Origin of the sequence: Pseudomonas sp. AB6 (genome assembly GCF_034314105.1) — a bacterium.
Classification (GTDB): Bacteria; Pseudomonadota; Gammaproteobacteria; order Pseudomonadales; family Pseudomonadaceae; genus Aquipseudomonas.
Map to the genome: position 1 here is coordinate 3955777 of NZ_JAVIWJ010000001.1, position 24049 is coordinate 3979825.

The 24049-nt window shown below is 55.5% G+C and carries 27 protein-coding genes; 15 read left to right on the forward strand and 12 right to left on the reverse strand.

Annotated elements, in window-relative coordinates; genetic code table 11:
• Positions 1 to 69 precede the first annotated feature (69 nt).
• Positions 70 to 618: a gamma carbonic anhydrase family protein gene (locus RGW60_RS18650; protein ID WP_322205960.1), complete on the forward strand. Its 549-nt coding sequence runs from the start codon at positions 70 to 72 to the stop codon at positions 616 to 618.
• A 31-nt stretch (positions 619 to 649) separates the two neighbouring features.
• Positions 650 to 1300, forward strand: coding sequence for an HAD family hydrolase (locus RGW60_RS18655; RefSeq protein ID WP_322205961.1), 651 nt, complete (start codon positions 650 to 652; stop codon positions 1298 to 1300).
• Positions 1301 to 1352: 52 nt separating this feature from the next.
• Here RGW60_RS18655 and RGW60_RS18660 read toward each other — a convergent pair whose 3' ends face one another.
• Positions 1353 to 2411 (reverse strand): aminopeptidase, encoded by a 1059-nt coding sequence (locus tag RGW60_RS18660; protein ID WP_322205962.1) that lies wholly within the window; start codon positions 2409 to 2411, stop codon positions 1353 to 1355.
• 96 nt (positions 2412 to 2507) lie between these two features.
• Here RGW60_RS18660 and RGW60_RS18665 point away from each other — a divergent pair, with 96 nt between their 5' ends.
• Complete coding sequence (locus tag RGW60_RS18665; protein ID WP_322205963.1) at positions 2508 to 2918, forward strand: hypothetical protein; 411 nt, start codon at positions 2508 to 2510, stop codon at positions 2916 to 2918.
• On the opposite strand, the gene RGW60_RS18670 is transcribed toward RGW60_RS18665, so the two are convergent.
• A complete protein-coding gene (locus RGW60_RS18670; protein WP_322205964.1) occupies positions 2919 to 3152 on the reverse strand; it encodes a DUF1161 domain-containing protein in 234 nt (77 codons plus the stop codon).
• A gap of 116 nt (positions 3153 to 3268) precedes the next feature.
• Positions 3269 to 3700 (reverse strand): OsmC family protein, encoded by a 432-nt coding sequence (locus tag RGW60_RS18675; protein ID WP_322205965.1) that lies wholly within the window; start codon positions 3698 to 3700, stop codon positions 3269 to 3271.
• A 248-nt stretch (positions 3701 to 3948) separates the two neighbouring features.
• Between RGW60_RS18675 and RGW60_RS18680 the strand changes: the two genes are divergently transcribed.
• Complete coding sequence (locus RGW60_RS18680) at positions 3949 to 4950, forward strand: LLM class flavin-dependent oxidoreductase (protein WP_322205966.1); 1002 nt, start codon at positions 3949 to 3951, stop codon at positions 4948 to 4950.
• A 93-nt stretch (positions 4951 to 5043) separates the two neighbouring features.
• Here RGW60_RS18680 and RGW60_RS18685 read toward each other — a convergent pair whose 3' ends face one another.
• Positions 5044 to 5268, reverse strand: a complete 225-nt coding sequence (locus RGW60_RS18685; RefSeq protein WP_322205967.1) for a DUF1161 domain-containing protein — start codon at positions 5266 to 5268, stop codon at positions 5044 to 5046.
• A gap of 135 nt (positions 5269 to 5403) precedes the next feature.
• The gene (locus RGW60_RS18690) at positions 5404 to 5619 is read right to left on the reverse strand and encodes a dodecin (protein WP_322205968.1); all 216 of its coding nucleotides are present in this window, start codon (positions 5617 to 5619) and stop codon (positions 5404 to 5406) included.
• Positions 5620 to 5773: 154 nt separating this feature from the next.
• On the opposite strand from RGW60_RS18690, the gene RGW60_RS18695 reads away from it, so the two are divergent.
• A complete protein-coding gene (locus RGW60_RS18695) occupies positions 5774 to 6097 on the forward strand; it encodes a DUF883 family protein (protein ID WP_322205969.1) in 324 nt (107 codons plus the stop codon).
• Between the two features lies 1 nt (position 6098).
• Here RGW60_RS18695 and RGW60_RS18700 read toward each other — a convergent pair whose 3' ends face one another.
• Positions 6099 to 6998 (reverse strand): LysR family transcriptional regulator, encoded by a 900-nt coding sequence (locus RGW60_RS18700; protein ID WP_322205970.1) that lies wholly within the window; start codon positions 6996 to 6998, stop codon positions 6099 to 6101.
• Positions 6999 to 7122: 124 nt separating this feature from the next.
• On the opposite strand from RGW60_RS18700, the gene trpB reads away from it, so the two are divergent.
• From trpB to RGW60_RS18715, 3 genes are all read left to right on the forward strand, one after another.
• Positions 7123 to 8352, forward strand: a complete 1230-nt coding sequence (gene trpB / locus RGW60_RS18705; protein WP_322205971.1) for a tryptophan synthase subunit beta — start codon at positions 7123 to 7125, stop codon at positions 8350 to 8352.
• Positions 8349 to 9167 carry a tryptophan synthase subunit alpha gene (trpA, locus tag RGW60_RS18710; protein WP_322205972.1) on the forward strand — a complete coding sequence of 273 codons (819 nt, stop codon included), beginning with the start codon at positions 8349 to 8351 and terminating at the stop codon, positions 9165 to 9167. The genes trpB and trpA overlap by 4 nt, the downstream gene beginning before the upstream one ends.
• Positions 9168 to 9281: 114 nt before the next feature.
• On the forward strand, positions 9282 to 9752 hold the full coding sequence (locus RGW60_RS18715; protein WP_322205973.1) for an anti-virulence regulator CigR family protein: 471 nt from the start codon (positions 9282 to 9284) through the stop codon (positions 9750 to 9752).
• Positions 9753 to 9898: 146 nt separating this feature from the next.
• On the opposite strand, the gene RGW60_RS18720 is transcribed toward RGW60_RS18715, so the two are convergent.
• Complete coding sequence (locus tag RGW60_RS18720; RefSeq protein ID WP_322205974.1) at positions 9899 to 10849, reverse strand: choline sulfate utilization transcriptional regulator; 951 nt, start codon at positions 10847 to 10849, stop codon at positions 9899 to 9901.
• A 114-nt stretch (positions 10850 to 10963) separates the two neighbouring features.
• Here RGW60_RS18720 and betC point away from each other — a divergent pair, with 114 nt between their 5' ends.
• The 3 genes from betC (at position 10964) to RGW60_RS18735 (ending at position 15171) form a co-directional block, all read left to right on the forward strand.
• A complete protein-coding gene (gene betC, locus RGW60_RS18725; protein WP_322205975.1) occupies positions 10964 to 12469 on the forward strand; it encodes a choline-sulfatase in 1506 nt (501 codons plus the stop codon).
• A 39-nt stretch (positions 12470 to 12508) separates the two neighbouring features.
• Positions 12509 to 13429 (forward strand): choline ABC transporter substrate-binding protein, encoded by a 921-nt coding sequence (choX, locus tag RGW60_RS18730; protein ID WP_322205976.1) that lies wholly within the window; start codon positions 12509 to 12511, stop codon positions 13427 to 13429.
• Positions 13430 to 13602: 173 nt separating this feature from the next.
• Positions 13603 to 15171, forward strand: a complete 1569-nt coding sequence (locus tag RGW60_RS18735) for a SulP family inorganic anion transporter (RefSeq protein ID WP_322205977.1) — start codon at positions 13603 to 13605, stop codon at positions 15169 to 15171.
• A 12-nt stretch (positions 15172 to 15183) separates the two neighbouring features.
• Here RGW60_RS18735 and aroE read toward each other — a convergent pair whose 3' ends face one another.
• Together aroE and hemF are read right to left on the reverse strand one after the other, a co-directional pair.
• Positions 15184 to 16008: a shikimate dehydrogenase gene (gene aroE / locus RGW60_RS18740; protein WP_322205978.1), complete on the reverse strand. Its 825-nt coding sequence runs from the start codon at positions 16006 to 16008 to the stop codon at positions 15184 to 15186.
• Positions 16009 to 16127: 119 nt separating this feature from the next.
• Positions 16128 to 17042, reverse strand: coding sequence for an oxygen-dependent coproporphyrinogen oxidase (hemF, locus tag RGW60_RS18745; RefSeq protein WP_322205979.1), 915 nt, complete (start codon positions 17040 to 17042; stop codon positions 16128 to 16130).
• 163 nt (positions 17043 to 17205) lie between these two features.
• Between hemF and RGW60_RS18750 the strand changes: the two genes are divergently transcribed.
• The gene (locus RGW60_RS18750; protein WP_322205980.1) at positions 17206 to 18183 is read left to right on the forward strand and encodes an NADPH:quinone reductase; all 978 of its coding nucleotides are present in this window, start codon (positions 17206 to 17208) and stop codon (positions 18181 to 18183) included.
• 9 nt (positions 18184 to 18192) lie between these two features.
• Here the strand turns inward: RGW60_RS18750 and RGW60_RS18755 are convergent, their stop codons facing one another.
• The 3 genes from RGW60_RS18755 to RGW60_RS18765 form a co-directional block, all read right to left on the reverse strand.
• Positions 18193 to 18750 (reverse strand): L-threonylcarbamoyladenylate synthase, encoded by a 558-nt coding sequence (locus RGW60_RS18755; RefSeq protein WP_322205981.1) that lies wholly within the window; start codon positions 18748 to 18750, stop codon positions 18193 to 18195.
• A 39-nt stretch (positions 18751 to 18789) separates the two neighbouring features.
• Entirely contained in the window at positions 18790 to 19908 is a 1119-nt protein-coding gene (dprA, locus tag RGW60_RS18760; protein WP_322205982.1) for a DNA-processing protein DprA, read from the reverse strand.
• A gap of 124 nt (positions 19909 to 20032) precedes the next feature.
• Positions 20033 to 21058 (reverse strand): LysM peptidoglycan-binding domain-containing protein, encoded by a 1026-nt coding sequence (locus RGW60_RS18765; protein ID WP_322205983.1) that lies wholly within the window; start codon positions 21056 to 21058, stop codon positions 20033 to 20035.
• Positions 21059 to 21204: 146 nt separating this feature from the next.
• Here RGW60_RS18765 and def point away from each other — a divergent pair, with 146 nt between their 5' ends.
• Genes def through rsmB form a run of 3 tightly spaced genes read left to right on the forward strand, consistent with a single transcriptional unit; the run spans position 21205 to position 24028 of the window.
• Complete coding sequence (gene def / locus RGW60_RS18770) at positions 21205 to 21708, forward strand: peptide deformylase (RefSeq protein ID WP_322205984.1); 504 nt, start codon at positions 21205 to 21207, stop codon at positions 21706 to 21708.
• A gap of 44 nt (positions 21709 to 21752) precedes the next feature.
• Positions 21753 to 22712 carry a methionyl-tRNA formyltransferase gene (gene fmt, locus RGW60_RS18775; RefSeq protein WP_322205985.1) on the forward strand — a complete coding sequence of 320 codons (960 nt, stop codon included), beginning with the start codon at positions 21753 to 21755 and terminating at the stop codon, positions 22710 to 22712.
• The gene (gene rsmB / locus RGW60_RS18780; RefSeq protein ID WP_322205986.1) at positions 22709 to 24028 is read left to right on the forward strand and encodes a 16S rRNA (cytosine(967)-C(5))-methyltransferase RsmB; all 1320 of its coding nucleotides are present in this window, start codon (positions 22709 to 22711) and stop codon (positions 24026 to 24028) included. The genes fmt and rsmB overlap by 4 nt, the downstream gene beginning before the upstream one ends.
• Positions 24029 to 24049: the final 21 nt, after the last annotated feature.

Consider the following 24049-nt stretch of genomic DNA (forward strand, 5'->3'; position numbering starts at 1 on the left):
ATCTTAATTACAATCGACGCCGACCGCAGCACTCAGACCCATCTATCACTCCTAAAGAAGGAAGCTATCGTGACTATTCGACCGTTTCAGGGACACATGCCGGTGCTTGCCGAACGTGCATTTGTCGATCGATCTGCCGTCGTGATAGGGGATGTCGAGATTGGCGCTGACAGTTCGGTCTGGCCATTGACGGTGATTCGCGGCGACATGCACCGTATCCGCATCGGCGCCCGCACCAGCGTTCAAGACGGCTGCGTGCTGCATATCACCCATGCAGGTCCGTTCAACCCGGACGGCTTTGCGTTGCTGATTGGCGACGAAGTGACTATTGCGCACAAGGTCATGCTGCATGGCTGCACTGTCGGTAATCGCATTTTGATTGGTATGGGCAGCATCGTGATGGATGGCGCGGTGGTTGAGGACGAGGTGATCATCGGCGCAGGCAGCCTGGTGCCGCCAGGCAAGCGATTGGCCAGTGGGTTTTTGTACGTCGGCAGTCCGGTCAAACAGGTTCGCGCACTGAACGACAAAGAACGAGCGTTTTTTAGTTACAGTGCTGGCAACTACGTGAAGCTCAAGGATCAGCACCTGGTCGAAGGGTATGACCAGCCGATTTAACATGCCGTACAAGCCTGCTTTTAGGATTTCCATGCACTACCAAACTATTTTGTTCGACCTCGATGGCACCTTGACCGACCCGCGCTTGGGTATTACTCGTTCGATCCAGTTTGCCTTGAGCCGTCTGGGTATTGATGAGCCGGATCTGACCAAGCTTGAACACTTCATCGGCCCGCCGTTGTTGCAGGCGTTCATGCAGTTCTACGAATTCGATGAGGCAAAGGCCTGGGAGGCGGTAGGGTTTTATCGCAAGCGGTTCAGGGTCACCGGGCTGTATGAGAATCGGGTGTTTGATGGCGTGATTGAGCTGCTGGAAACCCTCGCCAAGCAGGATCGGCAGCTGTACATAGCGACCTCAAAACCCTGGGAGTTTGCCCGGGAAATCGCCCGGCACTTTAATTTCGCCAAGCACTTTAAAGTGATTTACGGCAGCGAACTTGATGGCACGCGAACTGACAAGGTCGAGTTGATCGGTTATTTGATGAGCGAAGAACAGCTTGATCCCAAACAAACCTTGATGATCGGCGACCGCAAACATGACTTGATCGGCGGCAAACGTAATGGTTTGGATGTGGCGGCGGTGGGATATGGGTTTGGCAGTCAAGAAGAACTGACTGCAGAATCACCGACTTACCACTTTGCGACATTGGCCGAAATGCATCGAGCGTTTTTGAAGAGTTGATGCCATGTCGTGACACACATCGCTTCCGCGAAGGGTCGAACCGTTCCCGAAATCAGCTACCCATCAACTTGCGCATCTGCGCTCTACGCTGCTCAATCGGCAACCCACCCAGCTTTTCCACCGCACTGTAAAACGCCGACCAATCGCCGTGTTCCTGTTTATACAGCGCCGCAAACGCTGGCACCCATTGGTCATACAATCCAAATGGCAGCAGCTTGGCGTTGTTCAACGGTGCATTGATCCAAGGATCGTAGCGGCGATTGCCTGCCCACTGACTGTCGCGGATCTGCCGGTAGTCGCTGCGCAACCGCTCGAACTCCGCCGCTTTACGTTCGCGCATCACCTGCGTCGGCAGCGGCTGCGCGTAGAGTTTTTTCAAGCGTTCCCGCGCCCCTAAAACCAGTTGGGTAAATTGTTCCCGTTGTTTGGAGTCCGACTCTTTTTCCGGAGCCAAACCACGCGCCACGCGCCATTGGCGACCGCCTTCTTGCTCGACAAAATTGGCATAAGACTCGTTGAACTCAGAATCGTCCTTCACGTAAAAACGCTGATGCGCCAACTCATGAAAGATCAATGCTGCCAGACGCTCATCGCCCCAATGCAGCATCGAGCTGATGATCGGATCGTCGAACCAACCTAACGTCGAATAGGTTTCAACGCCGCTCAAATAAACGTCTTGACCGGCCAGACGCTGCAATGCCGCTTTGCCCCGAGCGTCGCTTGGGTTGTAATAACCTCGATAAGCTACGCATCCCGCAACAGGGAAACACTGGCTCTGTGCGTTGAGGGAAAACTCATCGGTAGCGAATACATTCCAAACTACATAAGGCCGCCCGATATCGACATACAGCCGATAACTTTGGTTGTCTGGCAGGTGCAGTTGGCGACTGGCGAACGCTCGCGCCTGTTGCGATTGAACCAGTTGGTTTCGCAGCTTCGGGTCGCGTTTAGGGTCAGCAATAATAGTAGTTACCGGCTCACGAGCATGGAGTAAACGCAATTGCCCAGTGGCAAGCTGACCGTAGTAGTCGACACTGGTACAGCCGCTGAGCAGCAATATTGCCAATAGCGCGAATCCACGGCAAAGAAACAGAAAGTCGTGTCGAATCATGCCTTGGCCCTAATGTCTTAATTCAACCTGCGTTATGCCGGACACCACACCCCGAACGCAACTACCATCGACACCTGTTCGATCACGGAGCCCCCCATGCGCCAGCCTTTGTTGATAACTGCACTAATTCTCAGCGGGTGCGCAATTCCGGCTCTGCCTCCGGTTGACGCGCAACAGGCGTGGATCGAGATGTTTACCTACACCGGCAATTTGGTGATGGCAGACAAGCTCGATGGACAGCGTTGGGGAGATGGTCGTTATTTTCAGGTGCAACCTGGCAGTCATGAACTGCAGGTGCGATTTGACTATCAACCCAACGGGATTGGCTTGAGCGGATTTGACAACGTAGGAGATCGTACGTGTTATATCGTTTTGCGCTACGACCACTTCGCGCCAGGGCAACGTTATCGCCTTGAAGCCCGGAATGCAGGGATTACAGTCAGTGCCCGACTATATGACGCGAAGCGCCAAATGGTGGCCGAAGACCGTGAAGTGACATGCCTTTGATTATTTGTCGTTGCGTTGGTAGATGATTTTTCGCGTACCGTTTTCACAGGTACCAACAACCATGTTTTCGTCGTGGACTTCCTCGTTGGAAACAATTTCCAACGTATAGGAGGTTACGTTTTTAGCTTGAATCTGGGCCTCAATTTCATCCTTGAGCTCACCGCAAGGTTTTGGCGCTGCCAATGCTGTAGCGGCAAATGCGGTACAGATACCAGCTAAAAAAATGCGCTTCATGTTCGACTCCCTCGATTTAGCGAACACAATACCGGGTTATCCATTCATAGACACTGCGTAGGAACAGGGTTCTCCATAAACCCACGCAGGCAACGCTGCGTGGGTTGGCATATCCATCAACTTACCAACGTGGCATCCAGCGTAATAGCCGCGTTTAGTACTTTGGAGACCGGGCAGCCGTCTTTGGCTTTCTTGGTCAGCTCGTCGAATTGCGCTTGAGTGGCGTTAGGAATTTTCGCCTTCAAGGTCAGGTGTATGGCGGTGATATCAAAGCCACCAGCGGATTGCTCCAAGGTCACGGCCGCGTCGGTGTCGATGCTGTCGGCTTCGAGGCCCGCGCCCTCAAGAATCATCGACAGTGCCATTGAAAAGCAGCCAGCATGTGCCGCGCCAATCAGTTCTTCAGGGTTGGTGCCCTTACCGCCTTCAAATCGGGCCTTGAAGCCGTAAGGTGCTTTGTTAAGTACGTTGGTTTCGGTAGAGATGCTGCCAATACCGTTTTTCAGATCGCCTTTCCAGTGGGCTGATGCTTTTTTAACGATGCTCATGGTTTCTCCTCATGCATGTATTGAACGCGTGCAGACGGTTTGCACAATGACTAGAGTTCTGAGGAGTGTAGGCTTTACAAAGTTCAACCAAAGGGCATTTCCTACTGTTTCAGTAGGATATTTCGGCACCAGCCATTGAAACGCGAAAATACGCCCCTATTTTCATTACACGTTATCGTGGGTTCTGTTCGCCGTTAAACGTCTTGGCGCAAACCTGCACGGCATACTCCAGAGGCTATTAGTGGCTTATGAAACGTTTAGCGGATGTCAAAATCTCTACCCTCGATCTGGTGCCAGTGCGCCAAGATGCTGGCTCAGCGCAATCGCTTCGCAACTCGTTGGATTTAGCCAGACACGTTGAAAAGCTTGGCTATAACCGTTTTTGGGTGGCCGAACACCACAACATGGACGGCATCGCCAGCTCGGCGACCTCAGTCCTGATTGGCTATGTAGCCGGTGGCACCTCGACCATTCGCGTCGGCGCCGGTGGCGTCATGCTGCCCAATCACGCACCGCTGGTGATAGCAGAACAATTCGGAACTCTCGCCAGCTTATATCCAGGCCGCATCGATTTGGGCCTGGGCCGCGCGCCAGGATCGGATCAAATGACCGCCCGCGCCTTGCGCCGCGAACGCTCCGGCAGCGCGGACGATTTTCCTGAAGACGTGTCCGAATTGCTGCGCTATCTAGGTCCTCGCACGCCGAATCAGCGGGTAATTGCCGTACCGGGTACGGGCACCAACGTGCCGGTCTGGTTACTGGGCTCTAGCTTGTTCAGCGCACAACTGGCCGGCGAGCGCGGTTTGCCTTACGCCTTCGCATCCCATTTCGCGCCGCGTTACATGCACGAAGCGATTCGGGTTTATCGTAACCATTTCAAGCCGTCGATCTACCTGGACGATCCTTACGTCATGCTCGGCGTGCCATTGGCGGCCGCCGATACCGATGAGCACGCCGATTATCTGGCGACCTCGCTTTACCAGCGGATTCTTTCGTTGATGCGGGGCCAAAGCTTGGTCCAGAAACCTCCGGTAAAAACCATGGAAGGCTTATGGTTGCCCCACGAACGTGAAGCCGTGGCTGATTTCCTAGGGTTGGCAATGGTCGGCAGCGCGCTGAAAATTCGCGCCAAGCTTGAAGTGTTAGTGGAGCAGACCCAAGCCGACGAACTAATCTTTACTTGCGACATGTACGACCACGCCGATCGATTGCGCTCTTACGAGATTCTGGCGGAAACTGTACTGGGCTGAATCTTTGCAGGCTGCGCAGATCAACGAAAGGCGGGAAACTTACGTAAAAAACCGACGCCCTTGAGGGCGTCGGTTTTTGTTAAGCCTTACGCATTAGCCGCGCTTGTACACAATTTCCTTGGTGCCGGCCTCACAGGTGCCCACAACCTTAGCATCCGTCGAGCTGCCTTTCGCAACGACCTCAAGGCTGTAAGACGAGGCACCTTTAGCTTTGATTTTCGCATCGATTTCCGATTTTAAATCATCGCAGGACTTGCCAGCGGCCATCGCGGTACCTGCAATGCTTAACAGCGCTATCGCCAATACAAACTTCTTCATCGGTCACACTCCCTCGTTAGGTTAACCAGGTTGGGACGCAACCTAATCATTAACCACGCCAACGATTTCGCGACAGCGGGTTCACTGTTTGTAGCGGATTTTATGGCAATCGGCCAGTGCAAAAGTTCAGCGTGATCAGCTATTCGCGATTCGAAAGCCTACATTCAACGTCACCTGGTAGTGCGCAACCCTCCCATCTTCAATATGGCCGCGAGTCTCCAGTACTTCGAACCACTCCAGGTGCTTGATGCTTTTGGCCGCTTCAGCGATGGCGTTGTCGATCGCGTCTTCGATGGTGGTGGACGATGAGCCAACCAGCTCGACTTTTTTGTAAGTGTGGTGATCACTCATGGCAGTTCTCCCAAAGATGTCGTTAAGAGCGTAGCAGCGAATTGCTACTTACTCTGTGGGCAAAAACTTTTGAAAAGTTCAGGTACCGCCGCACTTTCCTGAAACCTCGGAGTCGGAAACAACACACGCCACTCATCACTGCAGGAGAGCCACTATGGCTAACACCTCTCTACGTAAAGCCTCGTTGCAAAGCATGGAAGCCGAGATCGAAAGTCTTCTTAAATCCCTTGAGAGCCTTAAATCCGATGCGTCGGACGAGTCGCGCAAAACCCTGAAAAGCCTCAAAGCCAACGCTGAAAATGCGCTAAGCCATTCACGCAGCTTGCTTAGCGATGTGTACGCCGAAGTTAAAGACAAAACTCGCGAAACGGGTCTTGCTACTCGCGATTACGCGCAAGAACACCCGTGGACCACCGCTGGCGTTGCGGTCGGTGCAATCGGTCTGCTGGCTGCCTACCTGTTGTTCAGGCGCGATTGATTCAGCCTCTGGCTCCCCGCTCAAGCTCGGCTTTTAGCCACTGCGCCAATTGCTGAGCGCGCCCATCTGCGGCGCGTTTCGGAATCCACAACGCCAGCCGCGCCGGTGTCTCACTAAAGCCCCAAGGTGCCGCTAGGCGTCCGGCACGTAGGTCATCCGCCACCAGCGGCTCCGGCGCGATCGCAATGCCTAATCCTGCAACAGCTGCTTCTAGCAAATAATACAAATGCTCAAAACCCTGACCATAATGCAGCGCGTCTGGCTCGATCCCGTTTTTCTGAGCCCAAATCGGCCAAGCTTGCAACCTAGACGTGGTTTGTAACAGCGTTTCGCTCGTCAATGACCGCACCGGCGCATGACGAAGTTTTTCAAAACCGGAAAACCGGGGACTCATCACTGGGCCAATCCGCTCACTGGCGAGCTCATATACCTGCATGTCTGAGGGCCAAGGCGGTTCGGCAAAAACCAGTAAGGCATCCAACCCGGGACGACGGGGATCAAAATCACCTTCCCCGGCCGACAAATGCAGGCGCAAATCTGGTAACTCCGCGTTCAGACGCCCCAGACGCGGAATAAACCAGCGTGCCAGCAGGCTTCCTGAGCAGCCCAGAACAAAGGGGGCGTCGGCGCTGGTTTGAGTTAATTCAGCGCAGACCGAGCGCAAGCGTTCAAATACGTCAGCGCTGGCATCGCGCAACCGAATACCTGCATCTGTGAGTTTAAGGCCACGCCCGTCTTTGACGAACAACGCGAGGCCCAAGTGCTCTTCCAGCACTTTGAGCTGCCGACTGACCGCGCCGTGGGTAACGTGGAGCTGCTCGGCAGCCTTGCTGACGCTGCTTAAACGGGCAGCCGCTTCAAAAGCGCGTAAGGCATTAAGAGGGGGGAGATCTCGGCTCATGGTATCCGTGAGTTTTTCTGACAAGTCGCGTCGATCTTATCGGTTTTCATCGGCGATGGCGCTGGTTAAAGTGGTTGTACTGCCTCAACGGCTAATCATTTTCGATACATCACTTGGAGGTCCCATGACCCAGACCCATTTTCGCAAAGGCGCTGATGCAAACGGCCTGTTTGGCTCATTTGGCGGCCGTTACGTGGCTGAAACCCTAATGCCCCTGGTGCTCGACCTTGACCGAGAATACGAAGCCGCCAAGGTCGATCCCGAATTTCTTAAGCAACTCGCCTACTTTCAGCGCGACTATGTGGGCCGTCCAAATCCACTATATTTCGCCGAACGTCTGACCGAGTATTGCGGCGGCGCAAAAATCTACTTTAAGCGCGAAGAACTGAACCACACCGGCGCGCACAAAATTAATAACTGCATCGGCCAGGTGTTGCTTGCCAAACGTATGGGTAAAACACGCCTGATCGCTGAAACAGGTGCTGGCATGCATGGCGTGGCCACAGCGACCGTAGCAGCGCGTTTCGGTCTTCCGTGCGTTATCTATATGGGCGCAACCGACATAGAACGGCAACAGGCCAACGTGTTTCGCATGAGGCTGCTGGGCGCTGAGATCGTGCCAGTCATTTCCGGCACCGGCACTCTGAAAGACGCGATGAACGAAGCTCTACGCGATTGGGTTACCAACGTCGAGGACACCTTCTACATGATTGGAACCGTGGCTGGCCCACATCCTTATCCGTCGATGGTTCGCGACTTTCAATCAATCATAGGCAAAGAAACCAAAGAACAGCTGCAAGAAAAAGAAGGCCGTCTGCCAGACAGTCTGATTGCTTGCGTCGGTGGCGGCTCCAACGCCATGGGCCTGTTTCACCCCTTTCTGGATGACGCCAGTGTCGAAATCATTGGCGTTGAAGCTGGCGGTCATGGCGTCGATACCGACAAACACGCCGCCAGCCTGAACGGCGGCGTACCGGGGGTTCTGCACGGCAACCGCACTTATCTACTACAAGATACCGACGGCCAGATCACAGACGCGCACTCGATTTCTGCTGGCCTCGACTACCCTGGCATTGGCCCGGAACACGCTTACCTGCACGAAATGAAACGCGTCGAGTACGTCAGTATCACCGACGACGAAGCACTCGAGGCGTTCCACCATTGCTGCCTGCTGGAAGGCATTATCCCGGCGCTCGAAACAGCTCACGCATTGGCCGAAGCCATGAAACGCGCCACCAACCTGCGCGATGATCACTTGATGGTGGTTTGCCTCTCGGGCCGTGGTGACAAAGACATGCAAACCGTGATGAGCCACATGACCGCTGCCAACAAGTCCCAGGAGCAATTGGTATGAGCCGTCTCGAACAACGTTTCGCAGAATTGAAAGCCGAAGGCCGGGCCGCGCTGGTAACCTTTATCACCGCTGGCGACCCGGGTTATGAAACCTCCCTGGCAATCCTCAAGGGCCTACCGGAGGCCGGAGCCGATGTTATCGAGTTGGGCATGCCGTTCACCGATCCCATGGCCGACGGGCTGGCGATTCAGTTGGCGACCTTGCGCGCTTTGGACGCAGGTCAAACCCTGGCAAAAACCCTAAACATGGTTCGCGAATTCCGCGTCGACAACCACTCCACACCGATTGTGCTGATGGGCTACTACAACCCGATTCACCGCTTCGGTGTTGAGGCCTTCGTGGCAGAAGCCAAAGCCGTCGGCGTCGATGGCTTGATCATCGTAGACCTGCCGCCCGAACATGACGCTGAGCTGGCCACGCCGGCGCAGGCTGCCGGTATCGATTTTATCCGCTTGACCACCCCAACCACCGATGACGCACGCCTGCCAACGGTCTTGGAGCGCAGCTCTGGCTTCGTCTACTACGTGTCTGTTGCCGGAGTTACTGGCGCTGGGTCGGCGACTTCGGACCAAGTCAAATACGCGATTGAGCGTTTACGTCGCCACACCGATCTGCCGATCAGCGTCGGCTTTGGCATCCGTACCCCGGAACAAGCCGCTGATATCGCGAGGTTGGCAGAAGGTGTAGTGGTCGGTTCGGCCCTGGTCGACAAAATCGCCAAGGCCACCTCTCCAAACCAAGCCATCGACGACGTACTGAGCCTGTGTTCCGCGTTGGCAAGCGGCGTTCGTAGCGCCCGTGTCAGCAAAGGGTAAAGATTGCTCTGAAGAGGAATTTAAACCTCAATAAACACACTAAGTTACAAGCGAAAAGGGTTCCTGGCGGCGGCTTAGAACCCTTTTTGCTGACCGAATTTCGAGGATCGAGAAATGAAACTGCCAACCCGTTTAGTTGCAGGCCTGGGGATCATGATGATCATGAGCGCCAGTCCGTTGTTGCACGCCGATGACCGTGATCAGCACGATCACGGACGTGGAGGCGACAATCATCAGGACGAAAATTACCGAGACGACAATCACGGCCATGACGGCCATGACGACCGCCATTATGACCATGATGAACACGGTCCACGCCGGCCGCCGGAGAACTTCGACGAGGCACGTCGCAGCTTCCATGATCACCATGAGTACTTCTCCCGGGGTCGGCCATTACCGCCAGACATCCGATTGGAGCGTGGCCGCCCACTGCCTTATGGTTACGGCGAACCGATTGACCCGCGCGCACTTGAACAGTTACCTCGTTACGAAGGTTATGAATGGCGCCGGGTAGGGCCGGATGTGGTGCTGGTCGCAATTACCACAGGCGTCATTTACACCATTTTGGATAACGTGCTGAATTGATCCTGCGCCCGACGCAGACTCACTGAGCCAACACGCGGGCGAGACGGCAGATTTTGATCATCGCAACTGGCCTCTCGCCTTGCTTTTGTTTCGCGTAAGCGCCGCGTCGAAGGCGCAGGCAGCCTCTCCTACAGAGAAAAATACGCCTATACAGCAATCGACGGCAACGTCCGTCCCGCCAGCGAATCGCCGCTTTGCGCCTGCTCCGTCGCCAGCCAATCGACAAACTGTTGCACCAGTTGCACCCGGCGTTTGCGTTGCGGCAAAACTACGTAATAGCCGCACGCTGAGATGGCGGTAGCAGCGATGGGCCTGCAAAGTAGATTTTGTTCTAGCAAAGCATCCACTAGATGCCGCCAGCCGATGGCAACTCCTTGGCCGGCAATAGCGGCTTGGATCAACAGCGTGTAATTGTCGAAGCGCAACTGGCCTGGGGCCGGAGCCTGGCGCAAATTGAGTTCACGGAAAACTCCGCTCCAATCAAACCAATTACTGCTGCCCTCACCGCGTAAATGCAGCAAGGGAAGGTCAAGCAACGCTTCAGTCGGCAACGGTAATGTCCTGCCTGCTACCAATTGCGGGCTGCACACAGGAAACACTTCTTCACTGAACAACCAACGGCTTTCGCCCTGCTTAAAACGCCCGTCACCGAACAATACCGCCACATCGACATCAGCCCGCAGCATGTTATGGCTACGCTCACTGGTAACCAAACTGACGTCCACGTCCGGGTTAGCTTTGTGGAAGCGATGCAAGCGCGGCATGAGCCAATAAGCCGCAAACGCAAAGTCGGTGGCTACCTGTAACACTTCGTGCTGACGCTGTGCAGTAATCGCATGTAATCCACCATCGATGGACTGCAAGCCCGACTGCACGTAGCTAAACAAAACTTCGCCCGCTTCGGTTAGCTCAATGCCCCGGTAGATGCGGTCAAACAATCGGGTCGTCAGTTGTTCTTCGAGACGCTTGATCTGCTGGCTGACCGCAGGCTGAGTGGTGCCCAGCTCAACCGACGCAGCGGTAAAACTACGATGTCTGGCAGCGGCTTCAAACGCCCGCATCAAATCCAAAGACAAACCACCAAGGGCTTCATACATAAGCTGAACTTATCCTAGGCATTGTTTGGCATGGGCTTTACCGCTAAGTCCATGGGTCGCATTCTCAGGTCCAGCACTCTCGCATAAATTTTCACTATGGAATGCCGCGAATACATGAAGCGCAAGAATATTCTTTTTATCATGGCCGATCAGATGGCCGCGCCGATGTTGCCGTTTTACGCCTCATCTCCAGTCAAAATGCCGAATTTGAGCCGCCTCGCCGCTGAAGGCGTGGTGTTCGATGCCGCCTACTGCAACAGCCCGCTGTGTGCCCCCTCTCGATTTACCTTGGTCAGCGGTCAATTGCCAAGCAAGATCGGCGCCTACGACAACGCTGCCGATTTTCCAGCTGACATACCGACCTACGCCCACTATTTGCGAGGTTTAGGCTACAAAACCGCACTGTCCGGCAAGATGCACTTCTGCGGCCCGGATCAGTTGCACGGCTACGAAGAACGCCTCACCAGTGACATTTACCCCGCCGATTACGGTTGGGCTGTGAACTGGGACGAGCCGAATGTCCGACCTAGCTGGTACCACAATATGGCGTCGGTGCTGCAAGCCGGGCCATGCGTGCGTACCAATCAGTTGGATTTCGATGAAGAGGTGGTATTCAAGGCACAGCAGTATTTGTTCGATTACATCCGTGAAGATGGTGATGCGCCGTTCTGCCTGACCGTTTCCATGACTCACCCGCACGACCCGTACACCATCCCGAAACCGTTCTGGGATCTGTACGCCGACGAAGACATACCAATGCCGCCCGCCCACGCCGATCAGGCGGCGCTGGACCCACATTCGCAACGTCTGCTCAAGGTCTATGATCTGTGGGACAAACCGATGCCTGTGGATAAGATTCGCGATGCCCGTCGCGCCTACTTCGGTGCGTGCAGCTACATCGACAGCAACATCGGCAAGCTGCTACAAACTCTCGAAGACGCTGGCCTAGCCAACGACACTATCATCGTGTTTTCGGGCGACCACGGGGACATGTTGGGCGAACGTGGTCTTTGGTACAAAATGCACTGGTTTGAGATGGCCGCACGCGTGCCATTGCTGGTCTACGCTCCAGGCCAATTCACCGCGCGTCGCGTAGGCTCAGCCGTCTCCACCGCCGATTTGCTTCCAACCTTCGTGGCGTTGGCCGGGGGCGAGTTAGATGCCGGTCTACCGCTTGATGGTCGTTCGCTAGTACCGCATTTGAATGGTGAAGCCGGACACGACGAAGTGTTTGGTGAATATATGGCTGAAGGAACGATTAGCCCGCTGATGATGATTCGTCGCGGCGCCTATAAATTCATTTATTCAGAGCAGGATCCGTGCATGTTGTTTAATGTGCACAACGATCCCAAGGAGCTGGAAGAGCTAAGCCAGTCAACGTCTCATCAACAGTTGTTCACTGCGTTTCTGGCCGAAGCACGGGCCAAATGGGATATTCCGGCGATACACCATCAGGTGCTCGCCAGCCAGCGTCGTCGACGTTTTGTCGCCCAATCGCTGGCAATCGGCAAGCTGAAGAGTTGGGATCACCAGCCGCTGGTAGACGCCAGTCAGCAATACATGCGCAACCATATCGACCTCGACGATTTGGAGCGTAAGGCACGTTATCCACAACCTTAACCCTGCCAAAATCAAAAAAAACCAAAGGGGCACAACCAAATGAAGTTATCCACAACACTGGCGGTCGGGTTTATTGCTTTGACCAGCGTTTCGGCCTTCGCCGCTGATCAGAGCTGCAGCACGGTAAAAATGGCTGATCCCGGCTGGAGCGATATTGCGGCTACCAATGCGATTACCGGCTTCTTGCTCGATGGTATGGGTTACAAAGCCAAGGTGGACACACTGGCTGTACCGATCGCCTACGGTGGCCTCAAGGACGGCCAAGTGGATATATTCTTGGGTAACTGGATGCCGGCCCAGCAAGGTTTCTATGACAAGTTCATTGCCAATGGCGAAGTCACTCAACTGACCAAAAACCTGGATGGCACCGAGTTCACCCTCGCCGTGCCGGATTACGTCTGGGACGCAGGCGTACACAACTTTTCCGATCTGAATAAGTACGCTGATAAATTCGGCAAAAAAATCTACGGCATTGGCTCCGGCGCACCGGCCAATATTTCGCTGGCGACCATCATCAAGAAAAACGAGTTTGATCTGGGCCAGTGGAAACTGGTTGAGTCCAGCGAACAGGCAATGCTGGCCGAAGTCGCTCGCAACGTGAAGAAAAACACCTTTGTAGTGTTCCTTGGCTGGACGCCGCACCCAATGAACGTGCAGATGAAAATGCACTATCTCAAAGGCGGAGAGGCGTATTTCGGCGACACCGGCAGCGTGTTCACCCTGACTCGCAAAGGTTATGCCGATGCGTGCCCGAACGTCGGCAAGCTTCTGACCAACCTGAGCTTCACGCAAGAGATGGAAAACAGCATCATGTCTGAAGTGGTGAGCAAGAAAATCACCAACGCAGAAGCGGCCAAAGCCTGGATCAAAGCCAACCCTGCTGTTCTGGAAAAATGGCTCGACGGCGTAAAAACCATCGACCAGAAAGACGCGTTGACTGCTGTAAAAGCAAAGTTGTAACGGTAAAAGCTTCGCTGGCAAGCCTGCTCCTACAGGTATGGGCTGTGTGCCCCATATCACATAAGAGCGAGCTTGCTTGCGATTGACTGCCAAGCAGTCACCACACACCGTGACCCTGCATCGAAATGGCTAAAATCCCACTTTCACGCTTTTGTAAAACCACTGAGAGATTCATGGGTTGGTTCAACCGCCACACACTCTTTCCGTTCCTGGATTGGCTTCCCCGACAAACCCGCGCCAGTGTTGGTAACGACGCGCTCGTAGGCTTGAGTGGGGCAATTCTGGCACTGCCGCAATCCATCGCTTATGCCTTGATCGCAGGATTACCGCCGGAGTACGGTCTTTATGCGGCCATTGTTCCGGTATTGATCGCCTGTTTGTGGGGCTCGTCGTTTCACTTGATATGCGGGCCCACTGCGGCAATTTCTATCGTGCTCTACGCGAGCATCAGTCCGTTGGCGGTACCCGGCAGTAACGATTACATCACACTGATTTTGCTGCTGACGTTCATCGGCGGGCTGTTTCAATGGCTGTTGGGGTTGCTACGTTTCGGGGCGCTGGTGAACTTCGTTTCACATTCAGTGATATTGGGTTTTACCTTGGGCGCCGCCGTAGTGATCGCGCTGGGCCAGCTGCCGAGCTTTTTGGGGTTGGAGGTGAGCAGCCAATCCACCGCGCTGAAAAGCATATCTGCCCTGCTTGAACATCGGCGGGAGATTGACTCTTCATCGCTGATCCTCGGCGCCCTGACCCTGGTCGTCGGTGGGACCCTGAAATACTTTCTCCCACGCTGGCCAACCTTGTTGATTACGTTGTCAGGTGCCGGTTCTCTGGTGTGGCTATGGCCGGAAAAGTTTGGGCAGGTGCAACTGGTCCATGCGTTTGTCGGGCATTTACCACCTTTCAGCGCGCTGCCGCTGGACGTGGAGCTGATTCTAAAATTACTGCCCAGCGCCGTCGCGGTGGGCATGCTCGGGCTGGTGACCAGCCTGTCTATTGCTCGCTCGCTATCGACGCGCTCACAACAATTACTCGATGCCAATCAGGAAGTCCGCGCCCAAGGTCTGTCGAACATGGTCGGCTCGTTATTTTCTGGGTACCTCTCGGCGGGTTCGTTCACGCGCGCGGCATTAAGTTATGACGCCGGCGCGCGTTCACCATTGGCCGGAGTGTTTTCGGCCTTATGGGTAGCGCTATTTGCGCTGTGCGGCGCATCGTTGATTGCGCACATTCCGATTCCAAGCATGGCTGCATCAATTCTATTGATCTGCTGGGGCTTGGTTGACCGTCGCGGTATTCGCGCACTGTTTCGTGTGAGTCGGGCGGAGTTTGTGGTGATGGCGTTGACCTGCCTGGCCACGTTGCTATTGGAGTTGCAAACGGCGATTTACGCGGGCGTGCTGGTCTCACTGTTCTTCTATCTCAAGCGCACCTCGCAGCCGCGAGTCCAGCAGTGGCGCGACGGCGATGATGATATTTTGCGGGTGGGCGGATCGATTTTCTTTGGCGCCAGCCACTACCTGCAGGTCCGTTTGCAAAGCAGCAAAGGCCTGCGCGTGGTGATCGAAGCGCAGCAAATCAACTTCATCGATTACTCCGGCGTTGAAATGCTTCATCAAGAAGCCCGCCGTTTACGTGGCCTAAACCGCAGCCTGACGCTGAAAAGCGCCCGGCCGCAGGTAGTCGATGAACTGCGCAAGCTGGAAGGTGCCGATAAATGCCCGATTCTGTTTGTCGACTAACGCCTTAGCTCATCAGGTGCTGGCCAACTGGCGCCGTAATTCAGCCAATACTGGCGCTGTGTGCGGACGCATCCCGCGCCACAGGTAGAACGCTTCGGCCGCTTGTTCGGCAAGCATGCCCAAGCCGTCCAAAACGTTGGCCGCGCCATGGTCCGTGGCCCAACGGCAGAATGGCGTAGGTTCTTTGCCATACATCATGTCGTAGCAAACGGTATGCCCCTGCTGGATCAAACTGGAGGTAATCGGCGGAACCTCACCGGCAAGACTGGCGGAGGTGGCGTTGATAATTACGTCAAATGACTCCTCCAGCCAATCAAAGCCACTGGCAAAAACTGGCCCTAAATCGGTGAATTCCTGGGCAAGTTGCTCGGCTTTTTCAACCGTACGGTTAGCGATCACCAACACCGCTGGCTTCTCGGCCAACAATGGCTCCAGCGCGCCCCGTACCGCGCCGCCCGCACCGAGCAACAGGATACGCTTTCCCTTCAAAGCCACGCCGGCATTCACGGTCAGATCCCGCACCAGCCCGGCACCATCAGTGTTATCGCCCAACAGGCGACCATCTAAACCTTTGCGCAAGGTGTTCACAGCACCCGCGCGTTGCGCACGTTCAGTCAAGCTGTCTGCGAAACGAAAAGCCTGCTCTTTGAACGGCACGGTGACGTTGGCACCGCATCCGTTTTCAAAGAAATTCTTTGCACAACCGATGAAGTCATCCAGCGGCGCTAGCAAGGTGCTGTATTCGAGCTGCTCTCCCGTTTGCTTCGCGAACAAACGATGAATCAGTGGCGATTTGCTGTGGCCTATGGGGTTACCAAAAACGACATAATGGTCCATGGAAAACTTCCTGATTCGGTCTTTGTGGCGTTTGGACTGAGGCAGTCACTATTGAATCAGCTCCCACAGGTGAATCACCTGAATGACCGAACTCACTTGGAAAATCAAGCCGCGGCCTATCAGGCCAGCGCCAACCAATCCCGGTCCTGCAAGAAGTACTCAGTCAGGCGCGCTTCTTCGGTGCCCGGTTCAGCCTTCCAATCGTAGCTCCAGCGAACTTGTGGCGGCAGCGACATTAGAATCGACTCGGTACGGCCACCCGATTGCAGACCGAATAGAGTGCCCCGGTCGTAGACCAAGTTGAACTCGACATAACGTCCACGGCGAAATTCCTGAAACTCACGCTGCTTCTTTGTGTAGGCCATGTTTTTACGACGTTGAATGATGGGCAAATATGCGTCGATGTAAGCGTCGCCGATGGCACGAACGAAAGCAAAGCTGATATCAAAATCCCACTCATTCAAGTCATCGAAAAACAGGCCGCCAATCCCGCGCGGCTCGTTGCGATGCTTAATATGGAAATAGGTGTCGCACCAGGCTTTATAACGGGGATAAACATCGGCCCCGAACGGCGCGCAAGCCTGTTCGGCAATACGGTGCCAGTGAACGCAGTCCTCTTCAACGGCGTAGTACGGGGTCAGATCGAAGCCGCCACCAAACCACCAGACCGGTTCTTCGCCTTCTTTTTCGGCGATAAAAAACCGCACGTTCGCGTGGGATGTTGGCACATGAGGGTTGTGCGGATGAATCACCAGCGACACGCCCAACGCCTCGAAACCACGCCCGGCCAACTCAGGCCGATGTGCGCTGGCGGACGGCGGTAAGCCGCTGCCGAAAACGTGAGAAAAATTGACCCCACCTTTTTCGATCACATCACCGTTTCCGATGACGCGGGTGCGCCCGCCTCCACCTGCTGGCCGCGTCCAGGCATCTTCAGCAAAGCGTGCGCCGCCATCTTCGCTTTCCAGCACATTGCAAATTCGGTCTTGCAGGTCGAGCAAGTAAGCTTTTACAGCGTCGGTGCGGGTTGTCATCGGGTCACCTTGTAACGTCGTTGAACCGTGAGGATCAGCGGGGCTGGCAAATTGGCGCTTAGCATACCATTGGCCATATGGCTGACGCTGTTGACGGGGATCAAGGGATCGGGTCCGATGGCTACCTGCATTTCTTGTTTCAATTCATCACCGGAGAGAACAGATGGCAAAGCGTATCCAGTTCAGCATCATTGGCGGCCCCGAGGTTCTTGAATATGTGGAGTTCGAACCCGCCGAACCGGGTCTTCAGCAAGTCCGCGTGCGCACCAAAGCGATTGGCCTGAACTTCATCGACACTTATTTCCGTAGCGGTCTTTACCCGGCACCGTCAATGCCGTCCGGCCTGGGCACAGAAGGAGCGGGCATCGTCGAAGCGGTTGGTAGCGACGTTCGCCAGTTCAAGGTCGGCGACCGCGTGGCTTACGCAAGTGGCCCCTTGGGCGCTTACAGCGAGGTGCATGTTCTTCCAGCCGCGAACCTGGTGAAACTGCCGGACTCGATCAGCTTTGAACAAGCTGCTGCAGTAATGCTCAAGGGCCTGACCGTGCAGTATCTGTTTCACCAGACATATGCGCTTAAGAGCGGCGAAACCGTGCTGTTTCATGCAGCAGCTGGCGGCGTAGGTTCTCTGGCGTGCCAGTGGGCGAAGGCCTTGGGCGTTAAACTGATCGGCACGGTCAGTTCCGCTGAGAAAGCGGCGCATGCCAAAGCGCTGGGTGCCTGGGAAACCATCGATTACAGCAAAGAAGACGTGGTCAAGCGGGTTCTCGAGTTGACCGACGGCAAGAAATGCCCGGTGGTGTACGACGGCGTTGGCCAGGATACTTGGCTGACCTCGTTGGACAGCCTCGCGCCGCGCGGTCTGTTGATCAGCTTCGGCAATGCGTCAGGGCCAGTGGCAGGGGTCAATCTTGGCATTCTTGCGCAAAAAGGCTCGCTGTACGTCACGCGCCCAACGCTGACGACCTACGCCAATAATGCGGAAAACCTGCAAACCATGGCCACCGACGTATTCGCCCTGATCGCCGAGGGCAAGCTCAAGGTAGATGACATCCAGCGCTATGCACTCAAAGATGCCGCCAAGGCGCACATCGAACTCAGCGCACGTCGCACTACGGGATCGACCATTTTGATTCCTTGATCTTACGACCTAACCCGGGCGAACGGTTTCGCCCGTCACCAGGTCTCGAATCAGACTCGGGTGCTTACGGCCGCCCAACAGACCGCCGAGCACCAAATCAATCTCTCCTCGAAAATACTGCTCCACTCGAATGCGCGTCCGGGCCGCCGGACGCCCAGCCGGATTGGCGGATGTCGAAATCAACGGCCCGACCAACGCACACAACTCACGTACCTGTGGATGATCACTCACGCGCAACGCGACTGTGTCATGAAGACCCGTGATCCATTCGGGTAACAGGTCTTGATGCGGCACCAGCCATGTAGTGGGTCCAGGCCAAGTCGCAGACATGCGGTCGAGCCAGGTTTCCGGAAAATCTTCGAGCAGAAAATCGAATTGGCGAATGTTATCGGCTACCAAAATCAGGCCCTTATCCACGGGACGCGACTTGATTGCTAACAACCGATATACCGCGTCTTCATTCCACGGATCGCAGCCCAAGCCCCATACCGCCTCGGTTGGATAGGCAATCACCGCGCCCGCTCGAATTTCTCGTGCGGCTTGCTGCACACGCCAACTGCTAACCATTTGCGCCATCTCCGAGTAACAACTGCGCGCAGTTTAACCTCAGCACGCACGAGCAAACCATCTCCCGGCCTCACCACTTATATGCCCTTCAAGCTCTAGCTCGGTCAATGCAGCCAATACCTCGGGCAATGACCAGCCGATTGAGAGCGCCAGCGCCTCGCTGGTATGCGGCGCGGCATGTAATAAGTCGAGCAAGGGATGACGTACTCGTTCGGCTGTAGCGACCGTGGACGTCGGAATAGCACTGGCTACGGTTTGCCAGCCGCGTAAGGCCTCAATGATGTGCTCGACGGTTTCTACTAGCACCGCACCGTCACGAATCAGTTGATGACAACCGCGTGCGCCTGGGTGGTGAATTGACCCCGGAATGGCATACACCTCACGTCCTTGCTCGGCGGCCAAGCGTGCAGTTATCAGCGATCCGCTGCGCACACTGGCTTCGACCACCAACACCCCAACCGACAAGCCGCTGATGATTCGATTGCGTCGGGGAAAGTTGCTAGGTTGTGGCCCGGCGTCTAGGGGAAACTCGGAAATCACAGCGCCACCTTGCGCGCACATGGTGGCGGCAAGCTGCCGGTGACGCTGTGGATAAAAATTTTCAATGCCTGTGCCAAGCACGCCAATCGTCTGCCCGCCAACGTCCAGCGCACCTTGGTGGGCGGCGCCGTCAATACCCAGCGCGAGGCCGCTGGTGATGACAAAACCCGCGCCAGCCAGACTTCGGGCAAACGCAGTGGCGGTGTCCAGTCCCGGCTTGGAAGCACGCCGACTGCCAACCATACCTATTTGGGGCCGTTCGAGAATTCCGGCGTCACCGGCCACGAACAACAGCGGCGGAGCGTCGGGAATTTCAGCGAGTAACGCAGGGTAGTGAGGGTCGTCCCACATCAACAAATGCTGGCCGGGACGCTCAAGCCAGGCCATTGCAACACCGGCGCCATCGCGTACGTTCGGACAGCGACGAGCATCGGCACAGGCGCTAGGAATTCTCAAAGCCCGCCACGCGCTGGCCGGCGCACTGAGCGCCGCCGAAGCCGAGCCAAATGCGCTTATCAGCCGATGAAAGCGTTTCGGCCCGACCTCCGGTAGACGATGTATACGCAGACGCGCTTCGAGTTCAGCGGGTGGAACAAGAGCGGTTTCGAACAATGGCATAGATCTTCCTTGATCCTATTGCGCTTCATCTTTGGCACAGACACCCTGTGGATAACTCTGTTAGTAACTATTTGATAAGTTCATGCCCTGTGGAAAAAACACGCTCTTATTCTGAAACATAGCTCTACGGGTTTCGCACCTTGTCCATGACCGCCAAGGAACGCGTGGCATGAAGTATCAAACCATAGCTGAGCTTTTCATAAGTGCGAAAAATCATAAGTAACCCCGAGCGTTCGTCCGGGATTTTTATTCGTTCGCCGGACACGTCGTCGCGCACCTGTTCACCCGTTTTATAGATCGCCAGCACGTTGCCTTCGACCAAACCATCACGTCTGCCTTTGTTTAAAGTTACTACGTCAAACACACCAATCTGCGTTACACCCCGCGGTACATCGACGATCAAGCCATCAATCTTAGTGCCTGGCGAACTGGGAAAAAAAGTCGAATTGATCGGCCGCTCCTCACTCGTAAACAAGCGATCCGCCAGCCGTACTTCTTGAGTGGAGCGCCGCAGTATCAGGGTTGCGACGTCCCCTTCATGGGCGACGACTTCGGCGCTACCAATGTCATCGGCATTAATTCCTAGGACAGCTCCGGTCACAGGATCGATGTAGGTCTTACCTTGACGGAAAATCCCATATACCAAATGGTTCGAGTCGAAATTACCCCGGGCATAAACCCGGTCGCCCACACCGCTGAGGACACTTTCTGCGTTACCGGCGACGATGTAAGGGGCGTTTATGAACGCTGACGTATCATCGACAATACGGTTGCTCAGTAAGTAACTGTTAATAACGCCCAGCGGTATGCTCGGGATCGCTTCAGCCATCGGCGTAGTGCGGACGCGTGGCGACAGCTTGATGGTCCCACGTGACTCACCGCGGTTAACCACCAGACGCGGCTGCCCATCCACGTAGATCAACGTCAGCTTGTCGCCGGGATAAATCAAATCGGGGTTGGCAATCTGCGGGTTTTGCTTCCAGATTTCCTTCCATTTCCAAGGTTCACTCAGAAATTTTCCCGAAATATCCCAAAGCGTGTCGCCTTTAACGACCGTGTAATTCTCTGGATGACCGTCCCGCAACTGCACTTGCGCCTGACTAAGGCCAGCGCAGGCCAAGAGCAGCAGGGCGAGTAGTGATTTCCTCATACGGTGAATCCCTTTATCATATGGCTTCCTGTGAAACAGTCAGAGTCCCAGAGGCTTGGGTTTCGCTAGATTGCCAGCTTCGACCTTTGGTCAGAAGCCTGGCCGCCGACTTTCGACTTTACCCTACAAGTGCAGCTCTAACGTATATGGCTATTTTAAACATCCTTGAATTTCCCGATTCGCGCCTGCGCACCATCGCCAAGCCGGTGGCCGTGGTCGACGACGGCATTCGCCAGTTGGTCGATGACATGTTTGAAACCATGTACGAAGCGCCAGGCATTGGGCTGGCGGCCACCCAAGTTAACGTTCATAAACGCATCGTGGTCATGGACCTCAGCGAAGACCGCAGCGAACCGCGGGTTTTCATTAACCCGCAGTTCCAGATCCTCACTGAGGAGATGGAGCAATATCAAGAAGGCTGCTTGTCGGTGCCAGGTTTTTATGAAAACGTTGACCGCCCCAATAAGGTAAAGGTTACGGCTTTAGACCGAGACGGCAAGTCTTTCGAGCTGATTGCCGAAGGGTTGCTGGCTGTGTGCGTTCAGCATGAGTGCGATCACTTGAACGGCAAATTATTTGTCGATTACCTGTCAAATCTCAAGCGCGATCGAATCAAAAAGAAGTTGGAAAAACTGCACAAGCAGGCTTGATCCAACTTAACCCTATAGGGTCCGCATTTATTTAAGAGAAAACCATGACCGAGCCACTGCGCATCGTCTTCGCCGGCACCCCGGAATTTGCCGCCGAGCACCTCCAGGCTTTGCTCGACAGCCCCCATCAGGTAATCGCGGTTTATACCCAGCCTGATCGCCCGGCTGGCCGTGGTCAGAAACTGATGCCGAGCCCGGTCAAACAGCTCGCGGAGCAACACGGCATCGTCGTTCTACAACCGCCGACGCTGCGCAACGCCGAGGCTCAGGCCGAAATGGCCTCACTCAAACCTGATTTGCTGGTAGTGGTCGCTTACGGCCTGATCCTGCCGCAAGTGGTGCTGGATATCCCACGCTTGGGTTGCATCAATAGCCATGCGTCGCTGCTGCCACGTTGGCGTGGCGCGGCGCCGATTCAGCGCGCAGTCGAAGCCGGTGACGCCGAAAGCGGCGTGACGGTGATGCGTATGGAAGCAGGCTTGGACACCGGACCGATGCTGCTAAAAGTCATCACGCCGATCACGGCTGAAGACACTGGCGGCACTCTACATGACCGTCTTGCCAAACTCGGTCCTCTAGCAGTGCTTCAGGCCATTAGCGGTCTGACAGATGGGACGTTGCTCGGCGAGGTTCAAGACGATGCACTGGCAACCTACGCCCACAAACTAAATAAAGACGAAGCGCGCATCGACTGGAGCCGACCGGCCATCGAGCTTGAACGACTGATTCGTGCCTTTAATCCATGGCCGATCAGCCACAGCACGCTTAACGGTGAGTCGCTGAAAGTGCTGTCCGCCAGCCTCCACGAAGGGCAGGGCACACCAGGTGAAATTCTATCGGCCAGTAAAGACGGGCTGATTGTGGCCTGTGGACAAAACGCTTTGCGCCTGACGCGTTTGCAGCTACCTGGGGGCAAAGCGTTAAATTTCGCCGACCTGTTCAACAGCCGTCGTGAGAAATTCGCCGAAGGCACCGTCCTCGGTGCTGTGGTGACTAAACAATGAACCCGCGTCTCGCCGCCGCAAAAGCACTCGCCGTAGTCCTCAGCGGCAAAGCTTCACTGAATAGCTCGCTGCCAAAACAACTGGATAACGTTGAAGCCCGTGATCGTGGGTTAACCCAGGATCTGGCCTTCGGCACGGCGCGTTGGCAACCAAGGCTGTCTGTGCTGGCAGCGAAACTGCTTCAAAAGCCGTTCAAAAGCGTTGATGCCGATGTTGAAGCGCTGTTGCTGGTGGGGCTCTATCAATTGCTCTACACGCGTATTCCGGCGCACGCCGCCATTGGTGAAACCGTGGGTTGCGCCGACAAACTGAAAAAACCATGGGCCAAAGCGCTGATCAACGCCGTGCTGCGCCGCGCGCAACGGGAAAGTGAAGCGCTGTTTGTCGAACTGGAACATGACCCAGTGGTTCGCACCGCACACCCCCGCTGGTTGCAAAAAGCCTTGAAGGCGTATTGGCCGGAACAGTGGGAAGCTATCTGCGTGGCCAACAACGCTCATCCACCGATGATCTTGCGGGTCAATCGCCGTCACCACAGCCGTGACGCGTACATGCAACTATTACAGAGCGCAGGCATAGACGCTCACGCCTGCACGTTCAGCCAGGACGGCATTGTGCTGAGCGAGCCATGCGATGTGCGTAACTTGCCGGGCTTTGCTGAGGGCTGGATCAGTGTTCAGGACGAAGCAGCGCAGCTGGCGGCGGACCTACTTGAGTTAGCCCCAGGCCAGCGGGTACTTGATGCCTGTTGCGCGCCAGGCGGCAAGACCTGTCACCTGCTTGAAGTCCAGCCGCAATTGGCCGGCGTGGTCGCAGTGGACCTGGAAGCCAAGCGTCTGGTACGGGTGAAGGAAAACCTGGAGCGTCTAGGCCTAAGCGCCGAACTGATCGCCGCAGATGCCCGCGAGACTCAGCAGTGGTGGGACGGCAAACTGTTCCAACGTATCCTGCTCGATGCGCCGTGTTCCGCTACGGGGGTGATTCGCCGCCACCCAGATATCAAGCTCGCCCGTCAGGCCGACGACATCCCGGCTCTAGCCAAGCTGCAGGGTGAACTGCTCGACGCGTTGTGGCCAACCCTAGACGTCGGCGGCATCCTGCTCTACGCCACCTGTTCAACGTTGCCAATGGAAAACACCGAGGTGGTCGACGCGTTTCTAGCTCGTACATCGGGTGCACGGGAATTGGATATCGCTGGGCAGCTCGGCCAACAACCACCCGGTTTGAAGCAGCCGCATGGTCGTCAGCTGCTGCCTCAAGAGGGCGGTCACGATGGGTTTTACTACGCCAAGTTGATCAAGATCGCAGCGAATTAAATAATCCTTCTGTAGATCCAC